Source organism: Bacillus sp. NSP9.1 (assembly GCF_000465465.2).
Lineage (GTDB): Bacteria > Bacillota > Bacilli > Bacillales > Bacillaceae > Bacillus > Bacillus sonorensis_A.
The window spans coordinates 2,702,409-2,717,048 of the sequence record NZ_CP048273.1 but is presented as its reverse complement, the minus strand read 5'-3'; the positions used below and the strand labels follow the sequence as shown (position 1 = coordinate 2,717,048).

The following is a 14,640-nucleotide window of genomic DNA, read 5'->3' as shown; positions in this document are numbered from 1 at the left end:
GAGGGGGCCATGACGGAAAAATGGAGCAACGAATACGGCACGCTCGAGATCGATCTTGATGTGCTGAATAAAAGAATCAGAGTCATCAACTATGAAGGGGATGTCGCTTCTTTTTTCCCGGATATACTGAAAGCTGCAAAAGCGCGTAATCTTGAAAAGATCATCATTTTTGCGAAAGCACGAGACAGAACCGCTATGCTTGAGCATCTGTATGAGCCGGAAGGACAGATAGACGGATATTTTAACGGCCATGACGCCGAACTGTTTGTGAGATATGTAAAAGAAAGCAGACGAGAGACACAGGATTGGCACAGACAGGATCAAATGCTGGAAACATTATTTTGCACCAAATGTTTAAAAGCGGAAAAGAAAAGCGAATTTAAGATCAGGCGGGCCGACGCAGAGGATGCACCTCTTATGGCAAAGCTCTACAAGGATGTCTTCCCGGTATATCCGGCACCTGTTTTCGATCATACCTACCTTGAAAAGCTGATGGCCGAAGGGACTGTTTACCGGCTCGCATTTGACGAAAACAAGCTGATCGCAGCAGCGGCGGCAGATATCAATCCCGCCTTGGGGCATGCGGAATTGACCGATTGTGCCGTTCTCCCTTCGTATCGGGGCTCTTCTTTGACAAAGCTGCTCATCACGGCACTTGAAGCAGACCTGAAAAAAGCCGGCATCTTTTCTGTTTTTTCGATTGCAAGAGCGGCTTCCTTCGGAATGAACGCCAGTCTTTATCATTTGTCTTACCGTTACAGGGGGCGTCTTATCAACAATTGCCTCATTTATGAAGCAATTGAGAACATGAACATCTGGTGCAAGAATTTAAGCGGCTTTCAGGATGATTTTTGAAAATAAGAGGCACTTTCCCTGACCGTGACATAACCTGGGAAGTAATAGGAAAAATGCTGATAGGGGGATGGAATATGGCAAACGGCCTGTTCAAGCCAAAAAGGCATTGGAAGGAAATTGAGCTTTGGAAAGATGTTCCCGAAGAAAAGTGGAATGATTGGATATGGCAGCTGACTCATACCGTGAGAACGTTGGATGATTTAAAAAAGGTCGTCAATCTGACAAAAGAAGAAGAAGAGGGGGTGCGGATTTCTACAAAAACGATTCCTCTAAATATTACACCTTACTACGCTTCCCTTATGAATCCCGACGATCCCCGCTGTCCGATCAGGATGCAATCGGTTCCGCTGTCAGACGAAATGCATAAAACGAAATACGATCTTGAAGATCCCCTGCATGAAGATGAAGATTCGCCTGTACCGGGGCTAACCCACCGGTACCCTGACCGCGTTCTTTTTCTCGTCACAAATCAGTGCTCCATGTATTGCAGATACTGTACGAGGCGGCGCTTTTCAGGTCAAATCGGCATGGGGGTGCCGAAAAAGCAGCTTGACCAGGCGATCGGATATATTCGGGATACACCGGATGTCAGGGATGTGCTCATTTCGGGAGGGGACGGTCTGTTAATCAATGATCAGATACTGGAGTACATCTTGAAAAATCTGCGCGCCATTCCGCACGTTGAAATTATTCGGATTGGCACGAGAGCTCCTGTCGTGTTTCCGCAGCGGATCACCGATAAGCTTTGCGACATTTTGAAAAAATACCATCCCGTCTGGCTGAACACCCATTTCAACACGAGCATCGAAATCACCGAAGAAGCGAAGGAAGCCTGTGAAAAGCTTGTCAACGCAGGCGTTCCGGTCGGCAATCAGGCGGTGATTTTGGCGGGCATAAATGACAGCGTTCCCATTATGAAAAAACTGATGCACGATTTGGTCAAAATCAGAGTCCGCCCGTATTACATTTATCAGTGTGATTTATCCGAAGGCATCGGCCACTTCAGGGCCCCGGTGTCAAAGGGGCTTGAAATCATTGAAGGCTTGCGGGGGCATACGAGCGGGTACGCCGTACCGACCTTTGTTGTGGACGCACCGGGCGGGGGCGGGAAAATCGCCATTCAACCGAACTACCTGATTTCGCAAAGCCCTGACAAAGTCGTACTCCGCAATTTTGAAGGGGTGATCACTTCTTATCCTGAGCCGGAAAACTATGTGCCAGGCAGAGCGGACGATTATTTCGCCGAAATCTATCCAGAGGTGATGAGGGAAAAAGAACAGATCGGCATCTCCGCGATCTTTGAGGATCAGACGCTCTCTTATACACCTGACGGCTTAACCCGTTTAAAAAGGCGGGAAAGCTATTCTGAGCGGCCTGACCATGAAACATTGAAAAGCCGAAGGGCAAAGCGGGATGAATTAAAAGAAAAGAAATTCCTCGCCCAGCAGAATAAAGAAAGCGAAGCTGAGGGGCGTGCTCAATGAAGCGCTGTGACTGGTGCGGCCAGACGGAAGCAGAACATGACCGAACGACCGTATACTGGGAGCTGCCGGACGGCACAAAAGCGGTTGAAATCACGGAGACGCCCGCTGTCAGCTGCGGCAGCTGCGGGATGGTCTATCAGGAGGAATCCATCATTCAAGACATTGAAAACCAGCTGCTCTTGATCGATACAAAAGCACTGCCTTCATCCGTATCATTTGACACGCTAATGAAAACCGAGCGGATTTTAAAGCGCAATTATTTTGACTTCTCGTCTTAAACCGGCTTGACTAAAGCCGGTTTTTTTGTTTGTATTTTTTTCTGGTGCCTGTATAATAGTACATCAAAAGAAGACAGGAGGGGGAGGCCGTGAAATCCTTTTATCATTATTTAATGAAATACCGACATCCGAAGCCGAAAGACGCGATCAGTGAATTTGCCAATCACGCCTATCATGATCACGGGTTTCCGAAGACGTCAAACCAGTACGATGAAATCAGTTCATACCTTGAGCTCAATGGAGATTATTTATCATCGATGACGACATTTGATGAGGCTTGGGAAAAATATATATCGGAAACAAGGCAGTAAAACCCGCAGATCGATGTCTGCGGGTTCTTTTATGGCCTAATCCCGGGTGCCGGCATGGTTTTTTAGGATTTTCGGCAAACACGTTCATGCGTTGTATCCTTGCCCATGCGAAATGACAGCCTTATGCATACGATAAGCGTAAGACGGAAGCTTTAAGGCAAGGGGGAGTCAAAATGAAGCCAAACGCGCCTAAATTTAAAGTCGGAGATGTTGTAGTTGTTGTCATGTACGGAACGGTCGGAACTGTGACAAAAGTTCATAAAATCGACAAGCATTTTCTTTATGAAGTCAATCATAATGAAGTTCTTTATTTTGAGTCTTCTTTACAGCTTTATAAAGATTATGACGGGGTCATCGTCGAGACGGAAAAGCTTGATATCGAATATGGTTTTCTAATCGGTGATGTCGTGTATGTAAAAGATTACGGCAAAGAGCTCTTTAAAATCACCGGACACAGAACGGAAATCTGGAGATATGTAGAGGACGGCTGGGAGGATATTATATATGAACTGACCCGCCTGAAAGACGGGGAATGGCTTGAGACGGAAGAAGAAGACTTGACACTTGTGCTCAGAACATATGAAATGGATCAGTTTGTTCACCAGCTGCTTTTTGTTCATTATGTCGGTGAAGCCGGACAGGAACTGGATGAACCGATTTCAGAAAAGGTATTGCTGCCATCTGCCACAGATAATGAAGAGCAGGAGCATGAGCGTGAAATGGCCGTGGCTGTCGTGGATGAGCTGCTGGATATTTACAACGACTACAAAGTGCTGTATGAAATGTTTCAGGATGCGGAATACAAAGAAATGATGAATTTTGTTTTAAACAGCCTGAAAGAATATTTCAGCTGAAAAACAGCAAATATAAAAAATAAGGAAAGCAACCGAACAAAATGAATCCGAACATGACTTTCAAGACTTTTTCCAGCATCAGGTCGAAACCGTCTCCGTCAAGCGCTGCAATCATTTTTTGGATCATTTCTTTTCCCCTTCCCGCTTTGTTTTGTTACAACATGTATATGAGAAGGGACAAACATTATGACAATCCGGTTATAAATCCGAATGCCGGCTCATACATCAGAATAAGGAGGCGATCAAAATGAAAGAAATTGAGCTTATGATAGATACTGAAGAAATCGCTGATTTTTTTTATCTTGAGCTGACAAGAAGAGGCTACATACCGAATGAGGACGAACTGTTCGAAATTGCCGATATCACCTTTGATTACCTGCTTGCAAAATGTATGATAGATGAGCATATAGAAGATTAAAGCGATGGGGACCGGCCGGGCTTTGCCTTCGGTCCTTTTTCATTTATTGCCTTAAAAAGAGAAGCGGGGGTACAATATGTAAACAATATCGACTTAAGGAGGCGCAGATTTTTCGATGCGTAACACACTCATTTTCACCGCACTTTTTCTGGTCATGGCCGCCCTCATTCGCGTTCCTGCTGTTCAGCTGATCGACGTTTATATCGCGAAGGCGGCCGCGGCTCTCAGACAGCCGCTCCTCACCCCGTTTTTTAAAGCGATGACAGGGATTGGGTCAAGCGGCTTGCTGCTGACCGTGATGCTCGTTTTGACACTGCTGCTCGCTTACCGCAAAAAAGCGGCGGCTTCACTGTATGTTTATCTGCTTTTTCTTCTGGAAAGAACGGTCAATGAAGGACTAAAAGACTGGATTTCCCGGCCGCGGCCTGAAGTGAGCCATCTCGTTCATGAGACATCCTTCAGCTTTCCGAGCGGGCATTCGATGAATGCGGCGAGCATGTATCCATTTATCGCATATATCCTTTTACTGCACATTCCTTTTTCCAAGAAGCACAGGACGGCCGTTTTGGTGTGGACAGGCCTGGTGACCATCCTGATCGGAATCAGCCGCATTTATCTCGGCGTCCATTACACAACCGATGTTATAGCAGGATTTTCTCTCGGTCTGGCGCTGTTTTTCCTCTTCAAGAAAATTGGCGAAAACTACCCGCTTGTTCGACAAAACTAGTCAAAGGGTTTCCCTTGCCAAACGCCAATAGTATATAAAAAGGGAGGGATCGTATTGCCGTTGATGTTGTTTAAAAAGAAGCTGACAGCTTATGATGTGACGATTTTTCAAACGCCTTGCTTTGGAGAAGATAAGGGATATGAGATGGTTTACAGAACAGAAATAAACGGCAGAACCCATGCGGATGTGCTTGAGCGGACGTTTTCCACCTTTAATGTGTATGACACGGTGCCGAATGACTATAAGGCCAGATTTCTTGCCACAGGCGACATCGTTTTAATCGATGAAGGGAAAAAAGGAAAAACCTACTATAAACTGCTATCAACAGGCTGGAGAAAGATCAACCGGATTTTACTCCAGTCGTCCTAAACGTAAAAAAACTGCGGAAGCGCCATCCGCAGTTTTTTTACGTTGTGTTCTTTCGTTTTCTGGCGCTGAAGTCTTTTTCGTGTGCTTCCTCCGCCGCGATCACATCTTTTGCGGGGATGTGATTGTTTTTCTTCAGCCCGGTCACTCTGTTTCGCTGTTTTTTGCCCATTATACCTTTGACCTCCTTCCATAAAAATAGGATGACTAAACAGCTCCTCATTTATCCCGGGGAAATCTTTACTCTGTCATATTGATAGACACCGGATAGACATAAGGATGCTTCGGCTCTTGAACCGTTTTCCATTGCTTTGCCTGAATGATCGGAATGACGGTTCCTTGATAGGAGGCTTTTCCGAGAATTCCCTCTAGTTCAACCCATGTATCGCGTTTTATATGTTCGGCACCGTCCCATTCGGCAAGCAATCCGATCAAGCTGGCGTCGGCGATACAATGCGTGATCAAAAAACGGGAGACGACAAGCTGATCGGCTTTCAGGCCGGGTTCTTTATGGACAAAACCTTTGACTTTGATGTGCTTTCCGATGTAATCATCAAGATTTTCATTGATTTCATCATAGTAATCGGCAAACAGATCGTCCTTCATCAGAAGCGGATTCTGCTGTTGAAACTGGGCCATTTTTCGATCATAGGCTGTCTTGGGGATGTCGGATGATTCGTTTTCGATCTCAGGTGTTGTCACATGTCCGGCGCCTTCGGTGTTCGGAGCGGATGTTTTGGCGAGCATTGTTCCTTTATTGGCGGCAACAGATGAGTTCAGCACGGCTGGAGCGAAGGTAAAGCCGGTAATAAGCGGTAAGGCGATCACAGCATAATGGATCATTTTAATAAAGAAAGGCTTGGAGCGGCCGTGATCATGACCGCAGCTGCAGCATCCGCTATGATCCTCTCGGATGGTCCAGATCCTTGACAGCTGGATGATAAACAGAAAAGCGAATGCACCGGCGGCAATCAAGCTCATGTATTCGTATTTCGGGTTGATCAGCTTATAGATTTCCCCCGTCTGATGGAGCTTGAATATGAAACCGGAAAAAGCGGCCAAAATAAGTGCGCGCAGGAACTGCTGCGGCTGAAATACCATGTGAAATCCTCCTTTCTACAGCAAGCTGACAGCTTTGACGCAAATATAGACGAACACCGTGATCAAAATCGAAAGACAAATCACGAATTTCGGCTTGAATGCATGCAGCATCATGATCGTATTTTTTAAATCAAGCATCGGTCCGAATACGAGAAATCCGAGTATGGAGGAGTGGGGAAACAAGCTGGTAAAGGAGGCGCCGATAAACGCATCCGCTTCAGAGCACAGCGACAAAAAGTAAGCAAGTCCCATCATCACCAATGTGGAGTCGATCATTCCGCCACCTGCAAGAAACAAAGATTTTAAGGGAATATAGGTTTGCACAAGAGCGGCGATGAAAGACCCGATGATCAAATATCTTCCCATATCAAAAAATTCATCGATGGCATGCTTCAACATAGCGAAGAGGCGTTCTGAAAAGGGAGCTTTCACATGACCCGAATCATGCTCCCGGCGGGTCTCTTTTGTTTTCAGCTGGTTTGAGCGAAACATAAAGCTGACGAAAAAGGCGGTGAGGAGCGCGGCGGTAAACCCGACGGCGCCCCTTAAAACCGCCATTCGGACATCATTGCCAAAAGCCATATAAGTCGATAAGATGACCATTGGATTAATCAGCGGACCAGTCAGAAGAAATCCGACGCCGGCATAGATCGGAACGCCTTTAGCGACGAGCCGTCTGACGATCGGTACGATACCGCACTCACAAGCAGGAAAACAAGCGCCGAGCAAACAGCTGACAATCACTGCGAAAAATTTGTTTTTTGGAAAAAGAGAGCGGATATGTTCTTCAGTGATAAAAATTTGAATGAAACCGGCCATTAAAACGCCGATCAAGACAAAGGGCAACGCCTCAATTAAAATGCTGATAAAAATCGTATTCAGCTGCTGGATGGAAGCGGGCAGATGAAAAGGAAGTCCGGCTGAAAGCGAGCCGCCGATCGACAATAGGCATAATAAAATGCCGATGACGAGAATGCCTGTAAAATCTAAAAGATAATGGTTAAGCGAACGAAACATATCTTTTCCTCCGTCAAGATTATTAATCGGAATGATTCTTTTTTATGCTATGCCTGTCCACTTGAAAACATGACAAGTTTTGAACCGCAAAAGCTTATTTTCATTTTCGATCATGTTGGTTTATAATACATATTGCGAGCTGATGCTGGATCAATACTTAGGCAGGAGGAATATTCATGAGTGTACATATTGGCGCGGAAAAAGGGCAAATTGCAGAAACGGTGCTGCTGCCCGGAGACCCGCTGCGCGCAAAATACATCGCAGATACATATTTGGAAAATGTCGAAAGCTATAACCAAGTTCGGGGTATGTACGGTTTTACCGGCACATATAAAGGAAAACGCGTTTCCGTACAGGGGACGGGCATGGGTGTACCGTCCATTTCGATCTATGTGAATGAACTGATCAGAAGCTATGATGTGAAAAACCTGATTCGTGTCGGTTCATGCGGCGCTATCAAAGAAGACGTTAAAGTGAGAGATGTTATTCTCGCGATGACCTCTTCCACCGATTCGCAAATCAACAGGGTGGCGTTTGGTTCGATCGATTTTGCGCCATGCGCAAATTTCGAGCTTTTAAAAGCGGCGTATGATGCTGCGAAGGAGCGGAATATCCCGGTAACGGCAGGAAATGTTTTTACGGCGGACCAATTCTACAATGATGACAGCCAAATCGAAAAGCTTGCCAAGCACGGCGTGCTGGCGATTGAAATGGAAACGACAGCTCTCTATACATTAGCGGCGAAATTCGGCCGGAACGCTTTGTCGATTCTCACGGTCAGCGATCATGTGGTGACAGGCGAGGAAACGACCGCTGAAGAAAGACAGACCACATTCAACGATATGATTTTATTGGCGCTTGACACAGCTTTACGGTAGATGAAGCGCTGAACAAAGGATGGAAAATGATGAAAATACAATACAAATACATGCCGATCGCGTCAATCTTGAGTGCAGCTGTATTATTAGGCGCGGGTTGCTCAATGAATGAAGAAAAAAACGCAGACTCCGCTCAACCGCAAAATACGGCAAACACCAATCAAGATGCGAAAGATCAAAAAACAAATGAAAAAAAAGATCTGGAAGATCAAGATTTTGTACTTGAAAGCAAATACTTTAATCAAATTAAAGAGGTTGACGGCCTGCCGACGATTCAAAATTCAGACAATATTCTCGCGCTTGTCAACAAAGATTATGCCCTGCCTGGAGACTATGCACCTGCGGATTTAACAGTGCCTGACGTCGAATTTTCATTTACCGAAGATATCGACAAGCGCTATATTAGAAAAGAGGCTGCTGAGGCTCTGGAGAAGATGTTCAATGCCGCGAAGAAAGACGGGTTTGAACTTGTTGCGGTGTCCGGCTACAGATCTTATGACAGACAAAAAGTGATCTATGACAATGAAGTAAGCCAAAAGGGTGAGGAAAAAGCGAAAGAAGCCGTCGCTTATCCGGGACAGAGCGAGCACCAGACAGGTTTGGCAATGGACATTTCCAGCAGAAGCAACGGCTTTGCCCTTAACGAGGACTTCGGCAATACGAAAGACGGAAAATGGGTTGAGGAAAACGCCTATAAATACGGCTTTATCATCCGCTATCCGAAAAATAAAGAAGACATTACCAAATACAAATATGAACCTTGGCATTTGCGGTATGTAGGCAAAAAGGCCGCCAAAGTGATCAAGGAACATGATCTGACGCTTGAAGAGTATTTCGAAAAAGTCAAAAAGATATAAAATGAAAAAGGCCGATACGTGTATCGGCCTTTTTCGTTTACCAAAAAAACAGCCCTGCGAGCGCTATACCCGCGATTAAACCGAGACCAATTCCGTAAGCAGGACCCCATCCCCACCAGCCTCCGTAAAAGCCGTAGCCGAATCCGGGGCCGCCTCTTCTGATCGCCGGGGCGATAAAAACCCTGTTCGGTGATACACGGACAATTTTGCCGACATGGACACGCCCGTTTCTGTCAGTGATTCTGGCAACCCTTCCAATATTTTGGTTACAAAACCTGTAGTAACGCTCCACTAAACATGCTCCTTCCATCATCTAGTATTCCTATTCAGCTTATGACGATATTGATAGAAAAGGTTGGACGAAAGAAGGAGGTGAAGCGCCGTTTTATCAACTGCATATAAAAACGATAAAGCTGAGATCATGCTGATATTTGGCCAGAAGCTGATGGTGCTGTTCCATCGTATGATAGGCTTTTGCCGAAATCACAGGCGACAAATCCATTTCGGTAACGGCTTCAAGGTCAACCGTTTCTTCCAACATGCTGGGAACGATTTCAACCTGTGAAAAGCCTTCTTTCCGAAGAGCGTGGACCCATTCATCATTATTGTATAAAACGGTAAAGCCGTAAAAATCCGTAATTACTTTTTTATCCTCTTTTGTGAGGCCGCCGTTTAAAAGAGAAACTTCAATGCCGATCAGCTTGCCGCCCGGCATCAGAAGCCGGCGGATTTCTTTTAAGGCCGCTTTGAAATCGGTGAAACTCAGCACCGATTCTGTTAAGACACAAGCGAAGCTTTCATCCTGAAACGGCGTTTTCTCGAGGCGGGACTGAAAAAGCGGGACGGAGAGCTGTTCTTTTGCAAACCTTTTTTTGGCTTTCTCAATCATGACCGGATCTGAATCAAGGGCGGTAACTGGAAACTGAAGGTGGCTCAAATAGGCGGCGGTCTGCCCGGTTCCGCAGCCCGCATCAAGAATCGGCAGCTCCGGATCGATATCGGCTTTGGCAAGCACCGCTTTTGTCAGCCGCATGCCGCCGGGGTGGGCGCCTGAGACGCCGAAAGTGGCCAGCATGTCTAAATAATCGCTCAAAATAAGATCCCTCCTTTTGTGTATGCATATGCAAAAATTGAAAAAACGTTTAGATATACAGGGAAAGACAACCCAGAAAAATCTCCTAGCCTAAGGGATGCGAGTTGACGAATAAAGACTCGTCCGTGATAATATGGTAAGAAGAAAAGGTGGTGTTCGTTTGAAACAGCAGTTAAAACTCTTTTTGGCAGTATTGATTACTGCCGTCGCCGCTTCGGCACTAACGCTTTTTATCGTACAAAGAGAAAACGGCGGGACAGTATATTCCGCATCAAACGGCGATAAATTTGACAAGCTGATGGCGGCGTATGACAAAATCAAGAGCGACTATTATCAAAATACAGACGATGAAAAGCTGACAGATGGTGCGATCAAAGGGATGCTAGAGGCTTTGGATGATCCGTATTCTACATATATGGACAAAAAAGAGGCCACAAGTTTTGAAGAAAGCATTACCTCTTCTTTTGAAGGAATCGGCGCCCAAGTGGAAGAGAAAAATGGACAAATTTTAATCGTCGCGCCTATTAAAGGCTCACCGGCAGAAAAAGCGGGCTTGAAGCCGCATGACGAAATTCAGAAAGTTGACGGCAAAAGCGTCAAAGGCAAAACTGTCAACGAAGCGGTTGCGATGATCCGCGGCAAAAAAGGCACGGAAGTCAAGCTGGTCTTAAACAGGGAAGGCGTCGGGCAAATCGATGTCACCATTAAGCGTGATACGATTCCGATTGAAACGGTTTATTCGAAAATGATCGATGGCCATATCGGCGAAATCCAAATTACGTCTTTCTCGGAAAACACGTCTAAAGAGCTGACAAAAGCGATTGACAGCCTCACCGAAAAAGGGGCGGACCGTTTTGTATTGGATCTCAGGGGCAACCCGGGAGGCCTGATGGACCAAGCGATTACAATGAGCAACCTATTCGTTGATAAAGGCAAAACGATTTTGCAAGTTGAACCGAAAAACGGTAAAAAAGAAGTATATAAAGCGGAAAATGAACGAAAAGTGACCAAGCCGACCGTTGTTCTCGTCAACGGAGGAACGGCGAGCGCCGCTGAAATCATGGCAGCTGCGCTGCATCAGTCTTCCGGTATTCCGATTGTCGGTGAAAAAACGTTCGGAAAAGGTACGGTGCAAAACGCGGAAAACTTCGCCGACGGATCAACAGTCAAGCTGACGATTGCCAAATGGCTGACGCCAAACGGGGACTGGATTCATGAAAAAGGGATCAAGCCGCAATACAAGGCCGAGCTTCCAAGCTACGCCAAACTGCCGTACCTCGACTCCAAAAAAGAGTATAAGTCAGGCAGCACAGGAGACGAAGTGAAAGCCGCACAGCAAATGCTCAAAGCGCTCGGCTACACGATAAAACCGACCGGCTCCTTCGATGATCAGACAGCAGCCGCCGTGAAAAAGTTTCAAAAAGATCAAAAGCTGAAGGCAACCGGAATCATCACCGGCGAGACAACCATCAGCCTGACAAACAAGCTGCAGAAAAAGCTTTCCGAAAACGATACACAGCTTGATAAAGCGATTGAAATTTTGAAAAAAGAAAAATAACTTAAAAACACCCTTGCACATTTTGCTGCAAGGGTGTTTTGCTGTATGATCTCAGGCGCTTTTTTGCACGCTTTTCTTTGCATCAAACAAAAAGCTGACGACAGAATTTGTCTTCACATTTTTCACAAAGAACGGATTCAGGATCACGAGAAAGACGAGATTGGCTAAAAGCCCCCAGAACCCTTCGTAAATGCCGAATGAGGTTTTCGTCACATAAACCGTAAACGTCACGATAAGGCCGATAATCAAGCCGATGACCGTCGCTTCTTTTGTCTGGTTTCTCCAGAACAAGCTGATGACGATGGCCGGGAAAATCTGCACCATTCCGGATACCCCGAGAAGCTGAAGCGTCACAAGCGCCGCCGGGAACAGCATTCCGAATAACAGCGCAAGACCGATAACGACAAATACCATCGAACGCGTGATCATCGTCAGCCGGTTTCCCGAAACGCGGGGATTAATCAAATCGCGGTATAAATTGTTGGCAAACAGATTGGACGCCCCGATCGCCATAATCGAGCACGGGATGAGACTGGCCAGAGCGATCGTCGAATAGGCAAATCCTTGTGTGACACCGCCATAGGACGTCTGAATCAAATAAAGCAAAGCAAGTCTTGGGTTCGTGTCCTCAGGAAGGACGAGAAAAGCGATAAATCCAAGGAAGATCACAAGGATCAGCACGATATTATACAATGGGAGAAACATGCTGTTTTTCCTGAGGGCATCAGCGCTGTTCGCCGTAAAAACACCCGTTGCCGCGTGCGCCCACATAAATAAGGCGAGGGCGGAAACGATCGAGGCGGTAATAAACCAGGCAATTCCCCTTGGTCCATCGGAAGGGATGGTAAGCATTTGCGGTGCTTCACTTGCCAGTTTGTCAATCATCGGCGTCCAGCCGTTAAAATGAATGAGCGGCAGAGAAACGACCATAAACAACATCATCACCCAAACTAAAATATCCTTAATAATGGCGGTATATGTAGGCCCTTTAATACCGCTGAAAAACGTATAAAGCGCGACAAGTATAAAAGATATGATGACGACCGCATTCACGTTAATAAAATTCGTTCCCGCGACCCGCAGCGTGTCCTGGATTCCGCTGAGCTGAAGACAGATGTAGGGAATCAGCATCAGGACGCCGACGATCGCAACAAGCGATGACACGAGTTTGCTGTTGAATCGTTCCCGCGCATAATCAGCAAGGGTTGTCAAGCGGTGTTCTTTTGCCACATGCCATATTTTCGGCAGGAAAAAGTAAGCGATAAAATATGCCAGAACAGAATAAGGAATAGCAAAAAAAGCTGCGCTTCCGCTTGTAAATGCCGTGCTTGTCAGCCCTAAAAACGTATACGCCGTATAGAGGTCGGCGCCGACGAGAAACCAGACGAGGAGCCCGCCGAATCGCCTTCCGCCGACAGACCATTCTTCAACCGATTTGCGCGATTGTTTGTTGCTTCCGGCCAAAAATCCGATACAGACAACGCTCAGGATAATGGCCGCCGTTATCAAAAGAGCTGTTAAATTTCCCTGCATCATTCATAACCTCCGCTTTTTTCTAATCTGTAAATCACGAATGTAATCAACGGTGTCAAGACGATCCATAATACGAGCCAAAAGTGGAAAAACGGAAGCCCGAAAATGACCGGCTCAATCCGGTTGACAAACGGCAGCAAGACAAGCTGGCCGATAAAAGGGATGAAGAAAAGAATCGCAATCAAAAACCGTTTATTCACCTTATTTCCTCCTTGAAGCATTTTAATGTTCATTATCATAGCAGTTGTCAGATTCAATCACAAGATAATTATTAGAAAAAAGTGATTTTTTAAATTATTAAAACAATACGTCTGCCTTGCGGAAATGATAATATAACATTACAATAATTAATATCTTGAATTCGAGATAAAAGGAGAATCATCATGAAAACAGAAGGACTTCACCATGTGACAGCCTTTGCGAAAGATCCAAAAGTAAATTTGGCCTTTTATACGGAGGTATTGGGTTTAAGGCTCGTCAAAAAAACGGTCAATTTTGATGACCCCGGCACTTATCATTTTTATTTCGGGAATGAAACCGGTGATCCCGGGACGATTTTAACATTCTTCCCATTTCAGCAGAGCTCACAGGGAATGGTTGGAAACGGACAGGCGGGAAGGATCGATTTAGCCGTGCCTAAGCGTGCGCTTTCCTTTTGGATAAAGCGCCTTGAAGAGAGGGGTATCAATGCTTGCGAATCAGTGCTCTTTAACGAGGCTGTTCTGCTTTTTCAAGATGCGGAAGGGCTCAAGCTTTCCATCACAGAAGATGAAGAAGGCGCAGAGAGCACATGGGAAGCGGCTGCCATTCCGGCTCGTTATGCAATCAAGGGCATAAAAGGCGTAACATTGAACAGCTATCGGCCTGAGGCGACGATCCGCTTTTTGGAAGAGCAATTCGGCTATCAGAAAAAAGGTGAAGATAAAGGATATGTCCGCCTTGAATCCGACGGAACAATCGGAAACCGTCTCGATGTCAAGCTGAATGAAAACGCGAGAGGCATCGGCGGATATGGCACGATTCACCATGTGGCTTTCAGAACGAATCCCGAAGAACAAAAAGAGTGGAGAAAACGGCTTCCTGAAAGCGGATTTTCCACTTCGGACATTCTTGACCGCCAATACTTCACATCCGTTTATTTCAGGGAAAAAGGCGGTATATTATTTGAAATGGCGACAGACGGTCCGGGCTTTCTCGTTGACGAGGAACTCGAGGACTTGGGAACGACATTGAAGCTCCCGGACTGGCTTGAAGAGCACCGCCGTCAAATCGAAGGCATTCTTCCAATATGGGAAAAGGGGGACATATAA

Annotated in this window: 20 protein-coding genes; 12 read left to right on the top strand and 8 right to left on the bottom strand. The window is 45.9% G+C overall.

All coding sequences use genetic code 11. The features are described 5' to 3' along the window. The first annotated feature begins 9 nt into the window (after positions 1 to 9). The 5 genes from ablB (at position 10) to M654_RS14030 (ending at position 3,782) form a co-directional block, all read left to right on the top strand. Positions 10 to 855: a putative beta-lysine N-acetyltransferase gene (gene ablB / locus M654_RS14050; RefSeq protein ID WP_026587509.1), complete on the top strand. Its 846-nt coding sequence runs from the start codon at positions 10 to 12 to the stop codon at positions 853 to 855. 74 nt (positions 856 to 929) lie between these two features. Beyond that, entirely contained in the window at positions 930 to 2,339 is a 1,410-nt protein-coding gene (gene ablA / locus M654_RS14045) for a lysine 2,3-aminomutase (protein ID WP_026587508.1), read from the top strand. Further along, on the top strand, positions 2,336 to 2,617 hold the full coding sequence (locus tag M654_RS14040) for a YokU family protein (protein ID WP_026587507.1): 282 nt from the start codon (positions 2,336 to 2,338) through the stop codon (positions 2,615 to 2,617). Before ablA ends, M654_RS14040 begins: the two co-directional genes overlap by 4 nt. A gap of 89 nt (positions 2,618 to 2,706) precedes the next feature. Further along, a complete protein-coding gene (locus M654_RS14035) occupies positions 2,707 to 2,928 on the top strand; it encodes a YozE family protein (protein ID WP_026587506.1) in 222 nt (73 codons plus the stop codon). A gap of 173 nt (positions 2,929 to 3,101) precedes the next feature. Continuing rightward, complete coding sequence (locus M654_RS14030) at positions 3,102 to 3,782, top strand: hypothetical protein (protein ID WP_026587505.1); 681 nt, start codon at positions 3,102 to 3,104, stop codon at positions 3,780 to 3,782. Here the strand turns inward: M654_RS14030 and M654_RS23945 are convergent. Next, complete coding sequence (locus tag M654_RS23945; RefSeq protein ID WP_026587504.1) at positions 3,775 to 3,909, bottom strand: hypothetical protein; 135 nt, start codon at positions 3,907 to 3,909, stop codon at positions 3,775 to 3,777. The two genes, M654_RS14030 and M654_RS23945, sit on opposite strands and share 8 nt — an antisense overlap. A 120-nt stretch (positions 3,910 to 4,029) precedes the next feature. Between M654_RS23945 and M654_RS14025 the strand changes: the two genes are divergently transcribed. The 3 genes from M654_RS14025 to M654_RS14015 all read left to right on the top strand — a co-directional run bounded on the left by M654_RS14025 (position 4,030) and on the right by M654_RS14015 (position 5,296). Further along, on the top strand, positions 4,030 to 4,200 hold the full coding sequence (locus tag M654_RS14025; RefSeq protein ID WP_077736609.1) for a YozD family protein: 171 nt from the start codon (positions 4,030 to 4,032) through the stop codon (positions 4,198 to 4,200). A gap of 115 nt (positions 4,201 to 4,315) precedes the next feature. Continuing rightward, positions 4,316 to 4,927: a phosphatase PAP2 family protein gene (locus tag M654_RS14020; protein ID WP_026587503.1), complete on the top strand. Its 612-nt coding sequence runs from the start codon at positions 4,316 to 4,318 to the stop codon at positions 4,925 to 4,927. A 54-nt stretch (positions 4,928 to 4,981) separates the two neighbouring features. Beyond that, positions 4,982 to 5,296: a YodL domain-containing protein gene (locus tag M654_RS14015; RefSeq protein ID WP_026587502.1), complete on the top strand. Its 315-nt coding sequence runs from the start codon at positions 4,982 to 4,984 to the stop codon at positions 5,294 to 5,296. A gap of 37 nt (positions 5,297 to 5,333) precedes the next feature. On the opposite strand, the gene M654_RS14010 is transcribed toward M654_RS14015, so the two are convergent. The 3 genes from M654_RS14010 to M654_RS14000 form a co-directional block, all read right to left on the bottom strand. Then, the gene (locus M654_RS14010; RefSeq protein WP_142246112.1) at positions 5,334 to 5,465 is read right to left on the bottom strand and encodes a hypothetical protein; all 132 of its coding nucleotides are present in this window, start codon (positions 5,463 to 5,465) and stop codon (positions 5,334 to 5,336) included. A gap of 68 nt (positions 5,466 to 5,533) precedes the next feature. Further along, on the bottom strand, positions 5,534 to 6,394 hold the full coding sequence (locus tag M654_RS14005; protein ID WP_026587501.1) for a TIGR03943 family putative permease subunit: 861 nt from the start codon (positions 6,392 to 6,394) through the stop codon (positions 5,534 to 5,536). A gap of 15 nt (positions 6,395 to 6,409) precedes the next feature. Continuing rightward, positions 6,410 to 7,411, bottom strand: coding sequence for a permease (locus M654_RS14000; RefSeq protein ID WP_026587500.1), 1,002 nt, complete (start codon positions 7,409 to 7,411; stop codon positions 6,410 to 6,412). Between the two features lie 176 nt (positions 7,412 to 7,587). Between M654_RS14000 and deoD the strand changes: the two genes are divergently transcribed. Beyond that, positions 7,588 to 8,289: a purine-nucleoside phosphorylase gene (deoD, locus tag M654_RS13995; protein ID WP_026587499.1), complete on the top strand. Its 702-nt coding sequence runs from the start codon at positions 7,588 to 7,590 to the stop codon at positions 8,287 to 8,289. A 29-nt stretch (positions 8,290 to 8,318) separates the two neighbouring features. Continuing rightward, complete coding sequence (locus M654_RS13990) at positions 8,319 to 9,146, top strand: D-Ala-D-Ala carboxypeptidase VanY (RefSeq protein ID WP_026587498.1); 828 nt, start codon at positions 8,319 to 8,321, stop codon at positions 9,144 to 9,146. Positions 9,147 to 9,183: 37 nt separating this feature from the next. Here the strand turns inward: M654_RS13990 and M654_RS13985 are convergent, their stop codons facing one another. Together M654_RS13985 and M654_RS13980 are read right to left on the bottom strand one after the other, a co-directional pair. Continuing rightward, on the bottom strand, positions 9,184 to 9,438 hold the full coding sequence (locus M654_RS13985; RefSeq protein ID WP_026587497.1) for a hypothetical protein: 255 nt from the start codon (positions 9,436 to 9,438) through the stop codon (positions 9,184 to 9,186). Between the two features lie 96 nt (positions 9,439 to 9,534). Then, positions 9,535 to 10,239: a class I SAM-dependent methyltransferase gene (locus M654_RS13980; protein ID WP_026587496.1), complete on the bottom strand. Its 705-nt coding sequence runs from the start codon at positions 10,237 to 10,239 to the stop codon at positions 9,535 to 9,537. A gap of 160 nt (positions 10,240 to 10,399) precedes the next feature. Between M654_RS13980 and M654_RS13975 the strand changes: the two genes are divergently transcribed. Continuing rightward, entirely contained in the window at positions 10,400 to 11,797 is a 1,398-nt protein-coding gene (locus tag M654_RS13975; protein ID WP_026587495.1) for a S41 family peptidase, read from the top strand. Between the two features lie 51 nt (positions 11,798 to 11,848). Here M654_RS13975 and M654_RS13970 read toward each other — a convergent pair whose 3' ends face one another. Both M654_RS13970 and M654_RS13965 read right to left on the bottom strand, forming a co-directional pair. Further along, complete coding sequence (locus tag M654_RS13970; protein ID WP_026587494.1) at positions 11,849 to 13,330, bottom strand: sodium:solute symporter family protein; 1,482 nt, start codon at positions 13,328 to 13,330, stop codon at positions 11,849 to 11,851. Beyond that, complete coding sequence (locus tag M654_RS13965; RefSeq protein WP_026587493.1) at positions 13,330 to 13,530, bottom strand: DUF3311 domain-containing protein; 201 nt, start codon at positions 13,528 to 13,530, stop codon at positions 13,330 to 13,332. Before M654_RS13965 ends, M654_RS13970 begins: the two co-directional genes overlap by 1 nt. 183 nt (positions 13,531 to 13,713) lie before the next feature. On the opposite strand from M654_RS13965, the gene M654_RS13960 reads away from it, so the two are divergent. Further along, positions 13,714 to 14,640 carry a ring-cleaving dioxygenase gene (locus M654_RS13960; RefSeq protein WP_026587492.1) on the top strand — a complete coding sequence of 309 codons (927 nt, stop codon included), beginning with the start codon at positions 13,714 to 13,716 and terminating at the stop codon, positions 14,638 to 14,640.

Coding starts and splice junctions, on each gene's coding strand:
- ablB (WP_026587509.1), top strand. CDS start 10: ATGACGGAAAAATGGAGCAACGAATACGGCACGCTCGAGATCGATCTT.
- ablA (WP_026587508.1), top strand. CDS start 930: ATGGCAAACGGCCTGTTCAAGCCAAAAAGGCATTGGAAGGAAATTGAG.
- M654_RS14040 (WP_026587507.1), top strand. CDS start 2,336: ATGAAGCGCTGTGACTGGTGCGGCCAGACGGAAGCAGAACATGACCGA.
- M654_RS14030 (WP_026587505.1), top strand. CDS start 3,102: ATGAAGCCAAACGCGCCTAAATTTAAAGTCGGAGATGTTGTAGTTGTT.
- M654_RS23945 (WP_026587504.1), bottom strand. CDS start 3,909: ATGATCCAAAAAATGATTGCAGCGCTTGACGGAGACGGTTTCGACCTG.
- M654_RS14025 (WP_077736609.1), top strand. CDS start 4,030: ATGAAAGAAATTGAGCTTATGATAGATACTGAAGAAATCGCTGATTTT.
- M654_RS14020 (WP_026587503.1), top strand. CDS start 4,316: ATGCGTAACACACTCATTTTCACCGCACTTTTTCTGGTCATGGCCGCC.
- M654_RS14010 (WP_142246112.1), bottom strand. CDS start 5,465: ATGGGCAAAAAACAGCGAAACAGAGTGACCGGGCTGAAGAAAAACAAT.
- M654_RS14005 (WP_026587501.1), bottom strand. CDS start 6,394: ATGGTATTTCAGCCGCAGCAGTTCCTGCGCGCACTTATTTTGGCCGCT.
- M654_RS14000 (WP_026587500.1), bottom strand. CDS start 7,411: ATGTTTCGTTCGCTTAACCATTATCTTTTAGATTTTACAGGCATTCTC.
- deoD (WP_026587499.1), top strand. CDS start 7,588: ATGAGTGTACATATTGGCGCGGAAAAAGGGCAAATTGCAGAAACGGTG.
- M654_RS13990 (WP_026587498.1), top strand. CDS start 8,319: ATGAAAATACAATACAAATACATGCCGATCGCGTCAATCTTGAGTGCA.
- M654_RS13970 (WP_026587494.1), bottom strand. CDS start 13,330: ATGCAGGGAAATTTAACAGCTCTTTTGATAACGGCGGCCATTATCCTG.
- M654_RS13960 (WP_026587492.1), top strand. CDS start 13,714: ATGAAAACAGAAGGACTTCACCATGTGACAGCCTTTGCGAAAGATCCA.